The organism is uncultured Pseudophaeobacter sp., assembly GCA_905479575.1.
GTDB lineage: Bacteria > Pseudomonadota > Alphaproteobacteria > Rhodobacterales > Rhodobacteraceae > Pseudophaeobacter.
On the sequence record CAJQNB010000096.1, the window covers coordinates 1 to 15,770 of the forward strand.

General features: G+C 61.2%; 16 protein-coding genes and 2 pseudogenes. 2 read left to right on the forward strand and 16 right to left on the reverse strand.

What is annotated here, in order from left to right; translation table 11 throughout:
• Window positions 1–121, forward strand: a 121-nt coding sequence (locus QZ268_RS19950; RefSeq protein WP_295450953.1) for a GDCCVxC domain-containing (seleno)protein, incomplete at its 5' end; no start/stop codon positions are given.
• 296 nt (window positions 122–417) lie between these two features.
• Here the strand turns inward: QZ268_RS19950 and QZ268_RS19955 are convergent.
• The 5 genes and pseudogenes from QZ268_RS19955 to QZ268_RS19975 all read right to left on the reverse strand — a co-directional run bounded on the left by QZ268_RS19955 (window position 418) and on the right by QZ268_RS19975 (window position 4,488).
• Entirely contained in the window at window positions 418–1,566 is a 1,149-nt protein-coding gene (locus QZ268_RS19955; RefSeq protein ID WP_295455951.1) for a hypothetical protein, read from the reverse strand.
• A gap of 174 nt (window positions 1,567–1,740) precedes the next feature.
• On the reverse strand, window positions 1,741–1,962 hold the full coding sequence (locus QZ268_RS19960) for a hypothetical protein (protein WP_295455953.1): 222 nt from the start codon (window positions 1,960–1,962) through the stop codon (window positions 1,741–1,743).
• Window positions 1,963–2,095: 133 nt separating this feature from the next.
• Window positions 2,096–2,269, reverse strand: a pseudogene (locus tag QZ268_RS19965) (DNA-binding protein).
• 158 nt (window positions 2,270–2,427) lie between these two features.
• Window positions 2,428–3,159 carry a hypothetical protein gene (locus QZ268_RS19970; protein WP_295455955.1) on the reverse strand — a complete coding sequence of 244 codons (732 nt, stop codon included), beginning with the start codon at window positions 3,157–3,159 and terminating at the stop codon, window positions 2,428–2,430.
• Window positions 3,160–3,309: 150 nt separating this feature from the next.
• Entirely contained in the window at window positions 3,310–4,488 is a 1,179-nt protein-coding gene (locus QZ268_RS19975; RefSeq protein WP_295455957.1) for a site-specific integrase, read from the reverse strand.
• 541 nt (window positions 4,489–5,029) lie between these two features.
• Between QZ268_RS19975 and QZ268_RS19980 the strand changes: the two are divergent.
• A pseudogene (locus QZ268_RS19980) lies at window positions 5,030–5,316 on the forward strand (transposase); the annotation flags it as partial.
• Between the two features lie 18 nt (window positions 5,317–5,334).
• On the opposite strand, the gene metC reads toward QZ268_RS19980, so the two are convergent.
• From metC to QZ268_RS20035, 11 genes are read right to left on the reverse strand one after another with little or no spacing between them, the layout of a single operon-like run.
• Entirely contained in the window at window positions 5,335–6,537 is a 1,203-nt protein-coding gene (metC, locus tag QZ268_RS19985) for a cystathionine beta-lyase (RefSeq protein WP_295455958.1), read from the reverse strand.
• Window positions 6,530–8,101, reverse strand: a complete 1,572-nt coding sequence (locus tag QZ268_RS19990) for a rhodanese-like domain-containing protein (RefSeq protein WP_295455960.1) — start codon at window positions 8,099–8,101, stop codon at window positions 6,530–6,532. The genes metC and QZ268_RS19990 overlap by 8 nt, the downstream gene beginning before the upstream one ends.
• Window positions 8,098–8,697, reverse strand: a complete 600-nt coding sequence (locus QZ268_RS19995; RefSeq protein WP_295455961.1) for a cysteine dioxygenase family protein — start codon at window positions 8,695–8,697, stop codon at window positions 8,098–8,100. Before QZ268_RS19995 ends, QZ268_RS19990 begins: the two co-directional genes overlap by 4 nt.
• A 35-nt stretch (window positions 8,698–8,732) precedes the next feature.
• Window positions 8,733–9,332, reverse strand: a complete 600-nt coding sequence (locus QZ268_RS20000; protein ID WP_295455963.1) for an urea carboxylase-associated family protein — start codon at window positions 9,330–9,332, stop codon at window positions 8,733–8,735.
• A 34-nt stretch (window positions 9,333–9,366) separates the two neighbouring features.
• Window positions 9,367–10,149: an IclR family transcriptional regulator gene (locus tag QZ268_RS20005; RefSeq protein WP_295455965.1), complete on the reverse strand. Its 783-nt coding sequence runs from the start codon at window positions 10,147–10,149 to the stop codon at window positions 9,367–9,369.
• Window positions 10,146–10,991 carry a nitrilase-related carbon-nitrogen hydrolase gene (locus QZ268_RS20010; RefSeq protein ID WP_295455967.1) on the reverse strand — a complete coding sequence of 282 codons (846 nt, stop codon included), beginning with the start codon at window positions 10,989–10,991 and terminating at the stop codon, window positions 10,146–10,148. The genes QZ268_RS20005 and QZ268_RS20010 overlap by 4 nt, the downstream gene beginning before the upstream one ends.
• The gene (locus tag QZ268_RS20015) at window positions 10,981–12,024 is read right to left on the reverse strand and encodes a M14 family metallopeptidase (RefSeq protein ID WP_295455968.1); all 1,044 of its coding nucleotides are present in this window, start codon (window positions 12,022–12,024) and stop codon (window positions 10,981–10,983) included. Before QZ268_RS20015 ends, QZ268_RS20010 begins: the two co-directional genes overlap by 11 nt.
• Before the next feature lie 32 nt (window positions 12,025–12,056).
• Window positions 12,057–12,785, reverse strand: a complete 729-nt coding sequence (locus tag QZ268_RS20020) for an ABC transporter ATP-binding protein (protein WP_295455970.1) — start codon at window positions 12,783–12,785, stop codon at window positions 12,057–12,059.
• Window positions 12,778–13,599, reverse strand: coding sequence for an ABC transporter ATP-binding protein (locus tag QZ268_RS20025; RefSeq protein ID WP_295455972.1), 822 nt, complete (start codon window positions 13,597–13,599; stop codon window positions 12,778–12,780). The genes QZ268_RS20020 and QZ268_RS20025 overlap by 8 nt, the downstream gene beginning before the upstream one ends.
• Entirely contained in the window at window positions 13,596–14,600 is a 1,005-nt protein-coding gene (locus tag QZ268_RS20030; RefSeq protein WP_295455973.1) for a branched-chain amino acid ABC transporter permease, read from the reverse strand. Before QZ268_RS20030 ends, QZ268_RS20025 begins: the two co-directional genes overlap by 4 nt.
• Entirely contained in the window at window positions 14,597–15,472 is an 876-nt protein-coding gene (locus tag QZ268_RS20035) for a branched-chain amino acid ABC transporter permease (protein ID WP_295455975.1), read from the reverse strand. The genes QZ268_RS20030 and QZ268_RS20035 overlap by 4 nt, the downstream gene beginning before the upstream one ends.
• Window positions 15,473–15,770: the final 298 nt, after the last annotated feature.

Genomic DNA, 15,770 nt, shown 5'->3' on the forward strand with positions numbered 1-15,770 from the left:
CTACGAATGCAGATCGTGCAAGTCAGTATTGAAGCCCAAAGAGGGTGACTGCTGCGTGTTTTGCTCCTACGCGACTGTGCCCTGCCCACCCATTCAGACGGGCGACAGTTGCTGCGGATGATCTTACTGTCTGCTTCGTCCGCACACTGTAAGTTCGGGTAGCTCACGACTTTGCGCATGCAGCGAATGGCGGCAATGTGGGGTGCGGACGCAGCATTCGAAGACCATTTTCAAGGTCGGCAATGGGCCGGTCGTGTGCCTGACGACCGGGACTTTGCAAATGGCGCTATCTGCGCATTGCTGACATCGGTGCGGTGCGCAGCATCGCTCCGAGGGTCATGCGGGTTTGAATGGCTGCTAATCCACTTGGGACATAAAACTCTCGCAGGTGCAGCTAAAGTCCGGTTCCCGCCTGTTTTACTTAAATCGATACCGTGCGGCTGCCTTGGTGAGGCGTTCTGGCATGGGCGTGGGGTGTTCTTCAGATAGCCGTTTCAGTGTTTCGATATGGCTATCCAGAAAATCTTGGAATTCCGCTGGCTGGACTTCTGACGCGGCAGCGCGTGACACGAACAGCCCAAGGATTTGCCGATCCAGCATCCGCATGTGTTCTGCGCGGTTGGTCTCGATCACGTCGCTAGGCAGGACGCCGGAACAGTTCTCGTGCAGATCATTGGCAATGACGCTGGCGACTGCGTGCCAAAGGTCATGTGTAGGCCAGCGGGCGCGGTTGCTGTCGGTAGTGGGGAAGGTGTAGCGGATCTTTTCGCAGAACTCGCTGTAGGCGTCGCCTACCATGTCGCGCAGATCCTGCCAGGACCGCATTTCCCAGCGGTTGCGCAGTTGCTTGGACCCCATACGGAGCTCAAAGCGCCAGACTTGGCTTTCCAGCCGGTCGGACAGATCCAGGGGCGGGCGGTCCAATTGGGCGCGGGCGTCGTTCCAGATGGTGAGCCAGCCCAGCTTGCCTTTTTGCATGACCTCTTGCCTTTTGTCATAGATCGCCAATTGTCGGTTCGCGACGGCCCCGGCGCGCAGACCGGTGACGCGTGCGCCTGTGGCGTGGGTCTCGGTCTCATCAACCCCGGTATATTCCTGCACGCGGGTGCCGGGTGGCACCACCAGCGCCTCGCGGTCTGGTTCAAACCAGGGGGCCAGAAAGTCGATGGCGTAGTCCACGCGGGTTACACGCAGCAGGTGATCGGCATAGCGGATGCCAAACGCATCCATACAGGTGCGAAAGTGTTTCTCGGCGGCGTCCAGGCCACCAGTGGCAAGCAGGAAGGCGCGAAAGTCTACGGTAATGCCAGGATTGTTCGCAGCGCGGTTTTCCGGGTCCAGAAAGTACCATTCGGCCCCGTATTCGCCAGTATGGGCGGAAAAGGCGGAGCCGCCTGTACGGCGCACTGAGAGGGCTACAGGCCCAAACTCTACAACGGTCTCGGCATTGGTCTTGATTGCCAGGGCCTTAGCCTCTGCCAGGGCTTCACGCAGGGCGGGCGGAATATCGGTTTCCACCGTGAATTTCAGCCCATCAAAGCCAGAATGCAGGATATCCGCTTCCATTTGCGCTGACCTTCGCTTTCGTATTCGTGGAGGGGGGGGTTACAAGACCCCCCTTAATTTCGCCGTCTTGGCGCTGCGGTTTGGGGCGTGTTTATTGGGTGCTGCCCGCCGGTAGTAGTGCCTCCGGCGGGGCAGCTTTAGGTTTTGGGGCCGGGCTGGTGCCCGGCTTGGGTGTTAGTGTTGGGCGCTCAGCTGTCTGCTGATCCAGATTTCTGCGCGTTCCGCGCATTTGGCGATATTCAGCAGGTCAGAATGGAAGAACCCGGATGTGTTTTTCCACGCGCCATCAGCGGTTTTGTAAGCGCGGGTAATATCGACGGAGTATGACCCGTCATTTTTCCAGATGGTTGCGGTGGTCAGGCCCAGTTTGATTTTATGGGCGGGAAGATTGGACATGGTATGTCTCCTGAATTGATTGTGTGATTTTAGATGTGAGAAAGGCGCGGGATGCCATTTGACCCCGCGCCTTGGTGAAGCCATCCGGCCCCAAAATCCCGAGCGGTGCTGCCAAGCCCAACGCGGGCAAAACTCATGCGGCGTTGTAGCTGCTGGTGCTGCCGTGGCGGCGTGTTTCGCCCCAGGCCAGAAGGTCGCGGCGGCGATAGCGCACAGAGCGACCCGATTTGTAGAACTTGGGGCCGTATCCGGTGACGCGTCATTTCTGGATGGTGCGCACGCTTTGGCACAGGAGATCTGCGGCCATGCGTTCATCAATGAAGCCGTCCAGATAATCCTGGGCGGGGGCGTTGTTTGCGTTCGCTGGTGTCTTGTTGAGCATCGTTTTACCCTTGTTTCGTTTTCGATGCTCTAGGCTTGCCCCAAGACAAAATCTCTAAATAGATCTATAAATTCCTCCAGGATTTATAGATTTGAGATTCTCTTCAAGTCTTTGAAAAGAGGCGAAAAATATTTGTGAATTGTTTTGTCGGAAATTCTCGCGGCAGGCACGTTCAGATCAGGTGCGTTCAATTCCAACCATGCCTGGATCTTGGGGTAGTGGGACCGTTGCGACGCAGACAGATCGATTTCCCCAACCTTCTCCATGGCCTTGAATGCAGCCTGGATCGATGGGCCGATAGTGGGGCGGCCAGCAGGCGTGGGGGCTTTTACCGTGACATTGCCACGGTCTAGGATCTCATTGCGGATACCGTTTGTGGTTATGCGCACTTCCACAAATTCTAGCCCCTGATGGCTAAGCGTACGTTTGTTCCAATCAACTTTTCCAGCCCAAGTTGATTTGGGAATAGGGATTGGAGCATTGGCGACTTTGCGCGGGGCTTCAAACCCATAGGCATGGGCGTGCCCCTGCGAGATATAGCTTAGGATATTTTGCTTGAGCTTACGTTCAACTTCTGCCCGCGCGGTCAAGATTTCCTGCGGTTTCTTCCAAAGCATTTGCATCTTTTCCATCGGGCTACATTCTGCACCGCCAACGTGTTGCGCTGCGTCATCAAATGCAGTGATGGCGGAGACCTTTTGTAATTCTTCCCAGCGTGCCTTGAGTTTGGGTTCGCCGTATTCGACCCAAACGCGGGATAGTGGCACGCTGATGCGCCACAGGTGATTTAGCTGATCTATGGAATAACTGGTCAAAGGAAATGTCTCTTAGCTGTTATGTTACCTATACGTAGGCAATGGCCGGTCCCTACGTGTAGGTAACGGTCGGTTGGTGGGCCTAAAAGCCCTTATACGTAACGTACGGGATTGGCGGCAACCTTAGTCCCCACGTATCGGTACGTGTTCTTATACGGCGCGCAACATCGGTCGCCTCAAATCCCCGACTATAGATCCCAGCCGCGCGGCATTTTCTTCCGCTGCCTGCCGTACTGGATCATCCGCCAGATGGGCGTAGCGCATCGTGGTTTGGATCTGGCTATGCCCCAGCAACCGCCCGACCATCTGAATAGGCATGCCAGAGGATACGGCATTTGACGCATAGGTATGGCGCAGGTCGTGGATGCGGACCCCGGCCAGACCTGCCCGCGCTCGGATGCGTCGCCAGGGGTGCTGCAAATCGGTGGCGTATTTGCCCGCGATCTTGCCTTCAATGACATAAGGATTGCCGGGGCTGCGCGGCAAATGGGTCAGGACGTCCCGTGCAGGCTGGGGCAGGGGGATGCGCCGCGCGCCCGTTTTGGTGTCGGGCAGTTCCATGCCGGTGTCGGTAATGTAATCCCATTTCAATGTCTGGATCTCCCCCAGGCGGCAGCCGGTCAGGAGCAGCAACCGGAACGCAGCCACCACAAAGGGCGTTTCCGTGCCGTCGCGTTCAACCTCACTCAGGACATGCCCAAGGCGTTGCAGCTCATTCTGGTTCAGATAGCGCTCCCGCTTCACTTCGCGATACTTGGGAACATGGCGGCAGGGATTGGAGCCATCCGGGCGCAGCCCCCAGATCTCAGCCAGATTGAACATCTTGGAGAGCACGCCTAGGGTGCGGTTGGCCTGATAAGGCTTGTCGCGGAACCTGTGGTGCAACTCGGCAATGTCGCGGCGCTCTACATCGACCACCTTGAAACTGCCGATGGCGGGAACAATGAACAGGTCGATGGCGCGACGATATTCCTTTTGTGTCGAAGGCTTGCAGCGCTCCTTGGCGTGGGCCTCAAAGAACCGCTCACAGAGCGCGGCAACCGTGGGGGCTTTGCGGTGCTGGGAAATGTCCTCGGCGGGGTTCTCGCCCTTGGCGACCTGTCCCATGATCTCTTTCGCCAGTTTGCGGGCCTCTTCCACGGTGATCTTGCCATGCCGCCCCACCGAGACCCGCCGGGTGCGCCCACCCTTGCGATATTGCGCCTGATAGGTCTTGGCCCCGGACGGCATCACCCGCAGCCCAAACCCGGCAATCTGGCTGTCCCAGACAAAGTAATCCTTGGCCGCTGGTTCCAGCGCATCAACCGCCCGTTTGGTGAGTTTTGCCATCTTTATTTCCCTACCCCTGAAAGCTCTCGTGGAAGCACTGTGGAAGCAACTGGAAGCACACCACGGAGTAAGGCGTAGAAGATGAGCGCGCGACGCGTCAATTTAAAATAAGCAATAACAATGAGATAGGGTAGATGGGCGCGAAGGGGCGTAACCGGTGCAACTTGGCTTAGGCTCACTCATAACCTGAAGGTCGTAGGTTCAAATCCTACTCCCGCAACCAAGAAAGCAAGGCCTCACAGCGATAAAGCGCTCGAGGCCTTTTTCTTTGTGTCCGGCTAGTGTCCGGTTTACAACCCATCTTGAAAGCTCCCTTCAATGGCTGAACTCAGGATAATCAGAACCCACACCACCCTTTTTGAAGACACTTCCGTCCTAGCGCTTGTCGCAGCGCCCATGGGACGTTATGTCGGCCATAACAGCCAGAGAGAACCGATATGCCCGTTTTTCTAGACACTGCTGACGCAGATTTTGAAACCGCCTTTGTTAGGTTGCTGAATGCCAAGCGCGAAGACAGCCCGGATGTAGACGCTTCTTCCTGACGTGCAATGGCCCAGAGTTTATCGCTCAGAAGGTGCGGGATTGGATCGCGGCGGTCCGTGCCAAGACGGCCTATATCGAGCCGGGTCACCATGGGAAAACGGGTACTGCGAAAGTTTCAACGCCCGCTTCCGGGACGAGTTGCTCAACGGTGAAACCTTCTACAGCCTAAGGGAGGCGCAAGTCCTGATCGAACGATGGCGCATCCACTACAACACGATCAGACCGCACAGCGCTCTGGGCTATCGCCCACCCGCGCCGGAAAGCATCGTACCAATAGATCAGTGACCGACGATGCACTAACAATCAAACCGGACCACCCGATGGGGGCGCGCCAAGCCCGGTACCCCCATTCCCACCGATCGTCGCAAAGGCGTTCGTAAGGTCCTGAATTAGGTCTTCAACGTACTCTAGGCCAATATGCAGGCGGATTACGAAACTTTCTTCGCCATCAGGCGCCGGATTGCAGAGACTAAGCGGCAGGGCAAGGCTTTCGTAGCCCCCCCAGGAGGCGCCGATACCAAACAGCGTCAGCGCTTCGACGAAAGCATCGTGTTGCTCGGTCAGCGGCGCAGCGAGGCGGAAAGCGAAGAGGCCCGAAGACCCCGTGAAGTCCCGCCGCCAGAGATCGTGACCGGCAAAGCTCTCGAGCGCGGGGTGCAGCACGGCGGCGACGTTTTCGTGCTGGTCCAGCCAGCGGGCAATCGTCACTGCGCTGCGTTCATGAGCCTCCAGACGACTTTTGAGCGTGCGCAGACCCCGGAGCGCTGTATAGCAATCGTCCGGGCTGACGCAGATGCCAAAATCGCTGTTGAGGTCGAACATCGGCCGATAGCACGCTTCGCGCGTCACCACCGCGCCCATCATCACGTCGGAATGGCCGCAGATGTATTTGGTCGCGGCCTGGATCGAGATATCGGCACCATGTTGTAGCGGCTTGAAGAAAACCCCGGCTGACCAAGTGTTGTCGACAGCCAGCAGCGCGCCCTGCGCGTGGCTGAGAGCGGCCATCGCGGGCAGGTCGATCATGTCGAAGCTGTTCGAGCCGGGGCATTCCGCCAGCACCAACCGCGTGTTGGGGCGCAAAATATCGCGCAGGGCTTCGGTCTGGGGCGCGAAGAAGCTGAAGTCGACGCCGCGCGGCTTGAAGTAGTTTTCCGCAAGCTTGCGCACCGGCGGATAGGCAGTGTCGATGATTGCGACATGATCGCCGGGCCGTGTATAGGCCAGAAACACCGCGCCGAGGGCCGCGAGGCCTGACGGGTAGAGGAAGGCCCGGTCGCCTTGTTCCAGTTCGCACAGCGCATCCTCGAGCGCCATCGAGGAGGGGGTGCCCCTCGCGCCGTAACTGAACAGACGTTCGCCGGTTCCGCGACGCTGGCGATAATCGCGCATCGTAGCCATATCGGGAAAGAGCACCGTCGAGGCGCGCACGACAGGGGGATTCACCGCATGCGGTGCCCCTTCCTGCACCTTGGCCGCGCGGATCATACGGGTGGCATCATCCATCTGCATGCTCCTTGGTGCGGATGAGCTGAAACACCGCCCGTTCCATCCGGTCGAGCTGGTCCACGAGGCCGGTTTCCCACTCGAGATAGCGGCGCGAGGCCTCAAGGTTGCCACTGTGCCGGTCATGCACGAAGAAAAGGAAATCGATCGCGTCCGCGTCCGAGGGCGTGTCGGGGTTGGCGGTGACAGGTTTGCCGGTGGCCTTCCACGCCTGCATGCCGCCCGCGAGGCAGTGGCAGTCCACTGTGGTGAGCGCCTCCAGCTCAGATGCGAACAGGTCTGCGACGCGGGGATCGTCGGCGACGAGGATCACCGGCCCGGTCAGTTCCTTTGCCACCGCAGCTGCCCTTGGGCGGATGGCCCAGACCGCACCCGGGATATGTTCCTTGCGATAGGCCATGCTGGAGCGCAGGTCGAGGATGGTGGCCGAGCCGGTCAATTGCACGACCTCATCCGGGGTGAGGGTTGGAAGGGTTCCGGCCTGGTCGGACGGGGGGGCGTTTTCTGCCTGTGTCAGGCTATCGCGGACGATAACCGCGTCATGCCCCATCTGGCGGAGCCAGAAGGCCGCTGAGGCCGCGCGCACGCCGTTGTCGTCGATCAGCGCGATCCGGGCGCGGCGCATGGCGACCCATTCATCGGTGGCCTGCACAAGCTGTACCACGGGCGCGTGTACCGATCCGGGAACGTGGCTGGCGGCAAATTCTTCGCCCGAGCGGACATCGAGCAGATAGGCTTTTTCCTCGCGCCAGGCGGGCAGGTCGGCGCCGTCGATGACAGGCAGGTCATATTCCGCGATCAGCCGGTCGGCGAAGGCGGCGCTTCGCTCGAGCTGCGCGGCGGTGAGTTCCGGCAGCGCTGCGGGACTATTGTCGCGGGCCAGCTCCTTGCCGGACAAGACCCAGCCCTGCGTGCCGTTCTCCAGCGCGTAGACCGGGTTCGGGATGCCCGCGTTGATCAGGCTCTGAGCGCCGATCAGGCCACGGGTGCGCCCGGCGCAATGGATGACGATGGTCTGGTTTTCGGGTAGGTCGAGCGCCGCAAAACGATAGAGCAATTCACCATTGGGGATGCTCTGGGCGCCGGGAATTGTCATCTTGCGGTAATCGCTCGCGGGGCGACCGTCGATCAGGTGTGGCCCGTGTGCATCCTTCTGCATTGCCAAAAGCTCCGCGCTGGTGATCTGCGGCGTATGCTCGGCCAGTTCGACCAGCTCGCCCAGCACCTTGCTGGGGACGTTGACGCCTTTGAAGACGCTGTATCCCGCCTCCTGCCAGGCGGGCAGCCCGCCGGACAGGATCGACACGTCCTTGTAGCCGATCTCCCTGAGGCGCTGCGCGGCCCGTTCAGCGACACCATCGGCATCGTCGTAGAGGTAAATCTCGGTCAGCTTGTCCGGGAGAAGACGCGGCGCCAGGCGCTCGAGATGGCTGTAGGGGCAGTTCGAGGCGAACAGCAGGTGGCCTTCGCCATATTGGCCGTGCTCGCGGGCGTCGAGAAGCCCGATCCGGGCCTGGGCGTCGAGTCTGCCTTTGAGGGCTGCTGCGGAAACGGATCCGATCATTTGTCTGCCTTTCGTGTCTGTACGCCGACGTCCATCGTCCAGCATGTGCCTGCCTCTGGGTCGAACATCACCCGTTCAGAGAGGGTTTCGAGCGCCCGGCCGTAAAAGTGCAGATGCCGGATAACGGCGTCGCCGGGGATGAAGACGGAATGGATGTCGTCGGGGAGCATGCCGATAGCGGTGCCCGGCTCGATGGAGACCTCGCGGGCTTTCTCCACCGTGGCGTGGCCCGGTTCGCTGCCGTCATCCGTGCGGGTCCAGAGGGTGTTGAGCTCGGTGCCTTCGACCGCGGCAACGCAGGCCCAAGTGGTGTGATTGTGCGGCGGGATACGTTTGCCCGGACGCATCACGTTGAGATAGAGTGCATAGGTCTTGCCCGCATCTTGGGCGATCAGGTAGCGCGCCTGCTGGCTGTCGTCGTCCGGCGGTGGAAATTGATCCTTCGACCACAGCGCGGTCTGACCGGCAATCTCCCGCAGGCTCTCGGCAATTGCGCTGATGGAGCCACGGGTGACGCCCTGCCTATCGATGCGTTCGCGCGCGCTCTTGCGCAGGGCGTCAACGAGTTGGCTGCGTTGCTGAGAGTGATCGGTCATCGGTTGTACTCCTTTGATAGTGACGTCAGCCGGGCTCAGAGCAGCGCGACATGCGCTTCTGTCGGCATCCGGGTTTCGCCATTGATCGGAATGAGGTCCTGCGGGCAGGCCGAGAGGACGAGGACTATGTCGCGTTCGGCGCGGAACGCAACATAGTCGCCGGGGCGGGTGACCGGGGGCTTGCGCGCAAACCCGCCATCCGCGCCGACCGGGTAGTTCATGAAGAGGTTAAGAGGGGCGGGCGTGTGGGGCGAGGACAGCCCCACTTCGGCCAGAGCCGCGTGCAGGTTATCCTCGCAATTGTCGTGATACTCGGTGCAGCCCATGCGCTTGTAGATCGGCAGGGAGCAGCAACACATCAGAATGTCATGGACCCCCGGCGAGGTGTCTTCCAGCACCGTCAGCATCGGCTGATAGTGGTTGTCAACGAGCGTGTCGCAGGTGCGGATGTGAATGCGGCTGATATAGGACCGGGTGTGCGCCATCGACAGAAAAGTGGAACTGTCGCCGGTGGCAAAAGCCCAGGTGTCGAGCACCTGAGTGCCATGGGTGTTGATGACCCGGAAGTCCTGACCAGCGGCGACATGGATCGCCTTGCCGCGTCGGGCGGGAACGGTATGGTCTTGGCGGCTCATGATTGGCGTGCTCCTTTGTTCTGCGATTCTGCTGTCATTTCGAGGGGGCTCCTCCGGCGCCGAACGGGAAATCCTGCGCGCCGAGTTTCAGCGACAATGTGCGTGAGGCCTCGAAGAGTTGCTCGCGCAGCTGATCGAGATCCTCGGTTTCGAAAAGCGTCTCCGGCAGCACGACGCCGAGGGCCAGCGGCACTTCGTTCTTTGCGTCGAAAACTGGCACCGCCAGTGCCGCCAGGCCAGGGGCGCTCTCGCCGCGGGTGACAGAGCAGCCGGACTTGCGGATATCGGCAAGCACGGCTTCGAGACGGTCGCGGCGCGTGATGGTTTTTTCCGTGAGCGGGCGTAGGTCGAGCGTGTCCAGCAATTCTTGCCGCTGCGCTTCGGGCAGCCAGGCCAGCAGGACCTTGCCAGCCGAGGTTCCGTGGATTGGCAGGCGGCTTCCAACGCGCCAGCGACCGTCGATGTAATGCGGACCTTCGACCGCCATGATGTGCAGCACATGGGTGCATCGCAGCACGCTGAGGGTGGCGGAGTGGCCGTTGGCATTCGCGAGCTGGCGCATCAGCGGCAGGGCGTCGCGCGCCTGCTGCGAGCGGACAATATACCGGGTGCCAAGCTCAAAGGCCTCGACGCCGACAGAATAGCGCCGCGTCGCGGAATTCTGCTCCACCATGCCCGCATTGCGCAGGGTGCTGAGGATCTTCGAGACGTGGCTTTTCTTCAAATCGACCAGCTCGACGACTTCGTTCACGGACAGGTCGTTGTCGGCCTCGATAAAGACCTTCAGGACGTTCAATGCGGTTTCCAGGGACTTCAAGAAAGATCCTCCAATATCTGGATCGCGTAAATATCGGAGCGTCGGGAGGCCGTATGGCTTTGTCCGGCGCCCCGGGAGGGGCCGAGGAGAATGTCGGCGACCAGCAGGTCGGTTGTGCCGACCGGGGCCGGACCGGCGGCGACATCTCCGGTGCCAGCGATAATGCAGCTGTTGCCGAGGAACGTGAGGTCTGCCTCCTGCCCGACGCGGTCGGCGACGATCACCGGGATCTCGTTCATGCAGGCGGTGGTGCGGGCGACGTGAAACCCCATCGCCTGCCCATAAGGGTCCAGCGGTGCTTTCATCCGTGGGTTTCCTGCCCAATTGGCCGGGCAGGCGATGAGCTGCACGCCCGCCAGCGCCAGCGCCCGGCTCAACTCGGGAAACCACAGGTCGTAGCAGATCATGAGGCCGATCCGACCGGCGGGGGTGTCGACGACGACTGCGCGGTTGCCGGGGCGATAGAGGCTGCGCTCACTGTTCCAGAGGTGCAGCTTGCGGTAGGTCGAGACCTCCCCATCCGGGGCAATCACGACGGCGCTATCATAAAGCCCGTCGTCGGCCGCTTCGATGAGGCCCGCAACGAGGGTCAGGCCATGCTGTGCCGCGCGTGCGCGCCAGGCCGCGATCGCGGGTCCGTCGATCGAGGTCGCATGCTGTGCGGCGGCCTCGGTATCGGCGAAGACATAACCGCTGAGGCAGCATTCGGGCAAAACCAGCAGCTCTGCCCGCGCTGCCGCGGCCCGGTCGATCCAGTCGAGACTGGCTGCAAGATTGGCCTGTGTGTCGCCCAGGGCCGGGGCATATTGCGCCGCCGCGACTCTGATGGTTTTACTGCTCATGCCATGTGTCCCATTCCAGCCCCACAAAACCGACCCGATCGCCGGAATGCACCACGGGGTCGTTGCGGATGCCGATAACCTGCACGTCCTGCGCAAAAGTGATGGTTTCGATGGTCTTGCCCGCCACGTCCTGAATGAGACCGAGCGGCTGGCCTGCGGGCAGAGTGGTGCCCGCCGCCGCCTGCTGGCGGAAAAACCCGCCCTGACGGCTGAAGACATGAGTGCGGCGCGTGACGCGCCGGACCGGGGCGGGCTTCGTCTTATTCGCGGGCAACATCCCCAGATGCGCCGCGAGACGTCTGAGCCCCTCGACGCCGGAGCGGATATGCTCGGGCTGCTGCTGACTGCCCGCGCCAAGCTCGACCATAAAGGCCAGTTTGCCATGCTTCAGACACTGGTAGTCGAGCGCTCCGGCATTGTTGCCCGGCAGTTCCGCTGCCGATGCCACAGACATGCGGCAGGCCACAAAAGGCGAGAATTGCGCGACGGCGCCGAGGATTTCATCCTCGCTCGCGGCACCGTCTCCGGCGTCCTTATAGACCGCGTAGGGCATGCTGGAGAACAGCGGGTTCATGGTGTGGAAATTGACCACCGCGTCCGCGCATTGGCGAATGCCGTCGAACACCGCATGGGCCAGCAGCTGGGCTAGCATACCTGCGTCGTCGCCCGGAAAGCTCTGGTCGAGGTCCTGTTCGTCCTGCGGCACGCGCTTACGTCGCGCGTCGAGCGCGGTGGGGTTCGATACCGGCGTGGCCACCACCGTGCCCGCCAGCGTGTCGCAATCGAGCCCGGCCATGAAGTCAGAGATCGCGAGGATACCGTTGATTTCGTCGCCGTGGACCGCACCGTTCAGCCACAGGACCGGCCCTTCGCTGCGGCCTTTCGCCAACAGGAGCGGCAGGGCGATGGGCTGGCCGCTGGCCATTGTGCCGACCTGCAGGGTCGAATGGGTGAATTCGCCTGGCGCTGCGCGTTCGATCTGCTCGGACGCGGCAGCAAGGCGTTGAGTTTCGGGTGTCAATGGCAGGTTCATAACGGAGTGCTTTCGTTCTGGAAAAGAGGGGCTCAGGCGTCCACCGGCTCGCCACCGAGAAAGGCCGCCCTGATTTTGGGGTCGCTCATCACCTCGCGGGCCGGGCCTTCGATCAGCTTGGTTCCAAGGTCCAGAACCACCGCGCTGTCGGAAACAAGGAGCGAGCCCACGACATTCTGCTCGGCCATGATCACGGTCACACCGGCATCGCGCAGCTGGGCGACGTTATCGAACACGTCCTGCTGCATCTTTGGCGACAGACCCAGCGAGGGTTCGTCGAGCAGCAGCAGCACCGGGTCGGTTTCCAGCACCATGGCGGTTTCCAGCACCTGCTGTTCGCCGCCGCTGAGATTGCCGGCCATCGTCCTGAGTTTGCGGCCCAGCATCGGGAACAGGTCGATCACCCGGTCCTGAGCCGCTGCCTTGTCGCCTTTGGCGAGCGTATAAGCGCCCATTTCGAGGTTCTCGCGCACTGTCATCTGCGGGAAGTTGCAGCGCCCCTGCGGCACGATGCCGACACCTGCGCGCATGCATTCGCCGGGGCTTTTGCCCTGCATCGGCTGACCCTGGAAAATGATCTCGCCGCTGAACCATTTCGACAGGCCGAAGAGCGACTTCAGCAGGGTGGATTTCCCCGCGCCATTGCCGCCCAGAAGGCTCCATATCGTCTGCTTCTGCACATCGAGCGAAAAATCCCGCACGATCGGGTCATCGAGATAACCGACTGCAAGGCTGCGAAGGGACAGGATTGGGTCAGACATGTAGAGCCTCCTCTTCTGCATATTCAGCGTAATTGCCCAGGTAAGCCTCGAGCACGCGCGGGTCGTTGCGGATGACGTCGGGTGGCCCTTCTGTCAGGAGACGGCCCTGTTCGAGCACGATCACCTTGCCGCAATGGCGCATGATGAAATCGACATTATGCTCGATCAGCAGAAAGGTCTGGCCCTGCGCGTTAAGCGTATCTATCAGCTCGGAGATCCGGCGGATCACCGTCGGGTTCACGCCCGCCAGCGGCTCGTCGAGGATGATAAGGCGTGGCCGACCCATCAGGCACATGGCGAAGGCCACCAGCTTGCGCTGGCCATAGGACAGGATACCGGCGGGCGCGTCGGCATATTTCTCGATGCCCACCAGCGTGAGATGCGACAGAGCCTCGTCGCGCAACTCCGCCTCGTGCTGCGTAACGTACGGCAATTTCAGGACCTGCTCGACCCATGTGAAGCGGCGCAGGCTGCGGGCGGCGACGACGAGGTTATCGGTCACCGACATCCCCTCGTAGATACGCACGTTCTGGAAGGTGCGCACCATTCCCCCCGCCGCCAGTTGCTCGGGGCGCCAGCCCGTCACCTCGCGTCCGTCGAAGCTGACGCGGCCACCGTCCGGCCGGGCGAACCCGGTCAGGCAGTCGATGGTGGTGGATTTCCCGGATCCGTTGGGCCCGATCAGGCCGACGATGCTGCCGGGCAGGACGTCGAAGCTGACATCGTCCACTGCGGTGACGCCTGCGAAGGTCTTGGTCAGGTTGGAGACCTGCAGCATGGGAGGGTGAGTCTCGTTGGTTATAGGGTTGGTCACGGGCGGACCTCCTTTCTCCAGCGTTTCAGGTTGGCCTCGCGCAGGTAGCCGCCGAAGCCGCCCGGCAGCACCAGCGCCGCGCCCACAAGCACCGCACCGAACATCACCAGCCGAAGCTCCGGGTCGAAGCGCAGCAATTCGGGCACTGCGGTCAGGACAAAGGCGGCAACGATCACGGTCCAGAAGTTTCCGGCCCCGCCGAGGATCACGATGATCAGCAGCATCTCGCTGTAATAGGTGTCAAAGATCGACGGATCGACGATGCCGAGGTGAAAGATGTAGAGACCGCCGGTCATGCCGCTAAACGCAGCCGCCACCGAGAAGGCCAGAAGCTGGTAATGCTTCACATTGATCCCTTGCGAGCGGGCTAGCGCCTCGTTCTGGTTGGTCGCGAGCAGGATGCGGCCGATGGGAGAGCGGATCAGCGCGAAGATGATCCCCAGTGCCAGCGCCGCGAAGCCGAGCATGATGCAATAGAAGGTCAGCGGATCGTGCCCGTCGAGCAGCAGCTTGTCGCCGATGGTGATGGAGGGCGCAGGCAGGCCGGGAATGCCGAGTGGTCCACGGGTCACATCGATCCAGCTGCGGGAGAGCAGTGTCGCCAGCAGGGTAAAGCTGAGCGATACGATCACGAAGGAGGCGCGCGAGACGCGCAGCGCCGGGATGCCGACGAGGATCGCGAGCACGCCGGTAAAGGCGCCGCCCACGACAAAGGCGAGCCAGGGCGAGAGGCCGTAATCCGCCGTCGCGATCGCCGCAACATAGGCGCCTACGCCCCAGAAACCGATCTGCGCGAAGGACAGCAGCCCGGTGAAGCCGAAGATCAGGTTCAGCGAGGTTGCAAGGACGGCAAAGGCCAGCGCCAGCGATCCGACATTGAGCACATAGTTTGAACCCGTCAGGGTCGGAGCAAGAGCGAGGATCGCCACGCAGACGCACCAGCGTGCATCTGGAGATAAAGACCTGGTAGCGCGGCCACCGTTTAATGCGCGCGTCATCATACCCGTACTCCTTTGCCGAAAAGCCCTTCGGGGCGGGCCATCAGGATGGCGATCATCGCGAGGAAGGCCACCGCATCCTGTAGCGCGACGGAGCCGAAGCCGCCGACGAGGCTCTCGGTCACGCCGATCAGTACCGCAGCGAGCACCGCACCGGGGATGTGGCCGAGACCGCCGATGATGACGATTGCGAAGGCCTTGAAGAGAATAGGAATACCCATCGCCGGATGTACCGTGAATACCGGCGCGAGCGAGGCCCCGGCAAGCCCGGCGAGCCCGATTCCGAGGCTGACGGCGGTGCCGGCAATGACCGCAGGCCGGATCCCGACCATAAACGCGGCCTCGCGGTTCTGAGCAAAGGCGCGCATCGCCTTGCCGATCCGGCTGTGCTGCAGCAGCAGGTAAAGGCCCCCCATCGCCAGCGCGCTCAGCCCGATGGTCAGCAGCCGCATCAGGTCCATCCTGAGGCCGCCCATGTTCAGATAGATAAAGCTGAATTCGGTGTCGACGACGCGCGGCTGGGCGCCGAACAGATAGGTGATCCCGTTCTGCAGCACCATGCCGATGCCGATGGTCAGGATGATGCCGCGCTCGAATTCGCCCTGCCGGAGATGGCGCAGAACTGTCGCGTATAGCAAGAGTCCGGTCACCGCCACCGCGAGCGTGGCGAGCAACACGGCGGGAAAATACCCCAGACCCAAAACGGTGACGCCAGTCAGCATCATCGTTGCGCCCAGCATATAGACCTGCCCATGCGCGAAATTTACGATTTCCATCACGCCGAAGATGAGTGACAGGCCAACAGCGATAAGCGCATAGGTCAGTCCGATCACGACGCCATTCAGTACCAGTTGACTAATGAAAAGCCAGGTCAAGGTGTTTACCTCCCTAAAGTTCGATTTAAGAAGGAGAGGCCGGAGCCCCTCCTCTGGCGAACGTGCGGATCAGGTGTCCGACTGCGCTTCGATGACGACTTCGGAGCCGTCGACGCGCAGGATGATGGCGGCGTTATGGGCCTGGTTGTTCTCGTCAAGGTGGATTCACAAACGAAGTGCAAATTCTTTACTAAAACAGAGAGTTGCACGGAGGATGAAGAATGGGAACCCACTACTGTCACCTGAAGCTGGACGAACGTCGCAAGCTTGCAAAGTGGCTTGAAGCCAAAATGCCGAT

What these genes read in the sequence shown, in the direction of transcription:
- QZ268_RS19955 (WP_295455951.1), bottom strand. Translation starts at nt 1,566, where the DNA reads ATGGAAGCGGATATCCTGCATTCTGGCTTTGATGGGCTGAAATTCACG.
- QZ268_RS19960 (WP_295455953.1), bottom strand. Translation starts at nt 1,962, where the DNA reads ATGTCCAATCTTCCCGCCCATAAAATCAAACTGGGCCTGACCACCGCA.
- QZ268_RS19975 (WP_295455957.1), bottom strand. Translation starts at nt 4,488, where the DNA reads ATGGCAAAACTCACCAAACGGGCGGTTGATGCGCTGGAACCAGCGGCC.
- metC (WP_295455958.1), bottom strand. Translation starts at nt 6,537, where the DNA reads ATGGATGATGCCACCCGTATGATCCGCGCGGCCAAGGTGCAGGAAGGG.
- QZ268_RS19990 (WP_295455960.1), bottom strand. Translation starts at nt 8,101, where the DNA reads ATGATCGGATCCGTTTCCGCAGCAGCCCTCAAAGGCAGACTCGACGCC.
- QZ268_RS19995 (WP_295455961.1), bottom strand. Translation starts at nt 8,697, where the DNA reads ATGACCGATCACTCTCAGCAACGCAGCCAACTCGTTGACGCCCTGCGC.
- QZ268_RS20000 (WP_295455963.1), bottom strand. Translation starts at nt 9,332, where the DNA reads ATGAGCCGCCAAGACCATACCGTTCCCGCCCGACGCGGCAAGGCGATC.
- QZ268_RS20010 (WP_295455967.1), bottom strand. Translation starts at nt 10,991, where the DNA reads ATGAGCAGTAAAACCATCAGAGTCGCGGCGGCGCAATATGCCCCGGCC.
- QZ268_RS20015 (WP_295455968.1), bottom strand. Translation starts at nt 12,024, where the DNA reads ATGAACCTGCCATTGACACCCGAAACTCAACGCCTTGCTGCCGCGTCC.
- QZ268_RS20020 (WP_295455970.1), bottom strand. Translation starts at nt 12,785, where the DNA reads ATGTCTGACCCAATCCTGTCCCTTCGCAGCCTTGCAGTCGGTTATCTC.
- QZ268_RS20030 (WP_295455973.1), bottom strand. Translation starts at nt 14,600, where the DNA reads ATGATGACGCGCGCATTAAACGGTGGCCGCGCTACCAGGTCTTTATCT.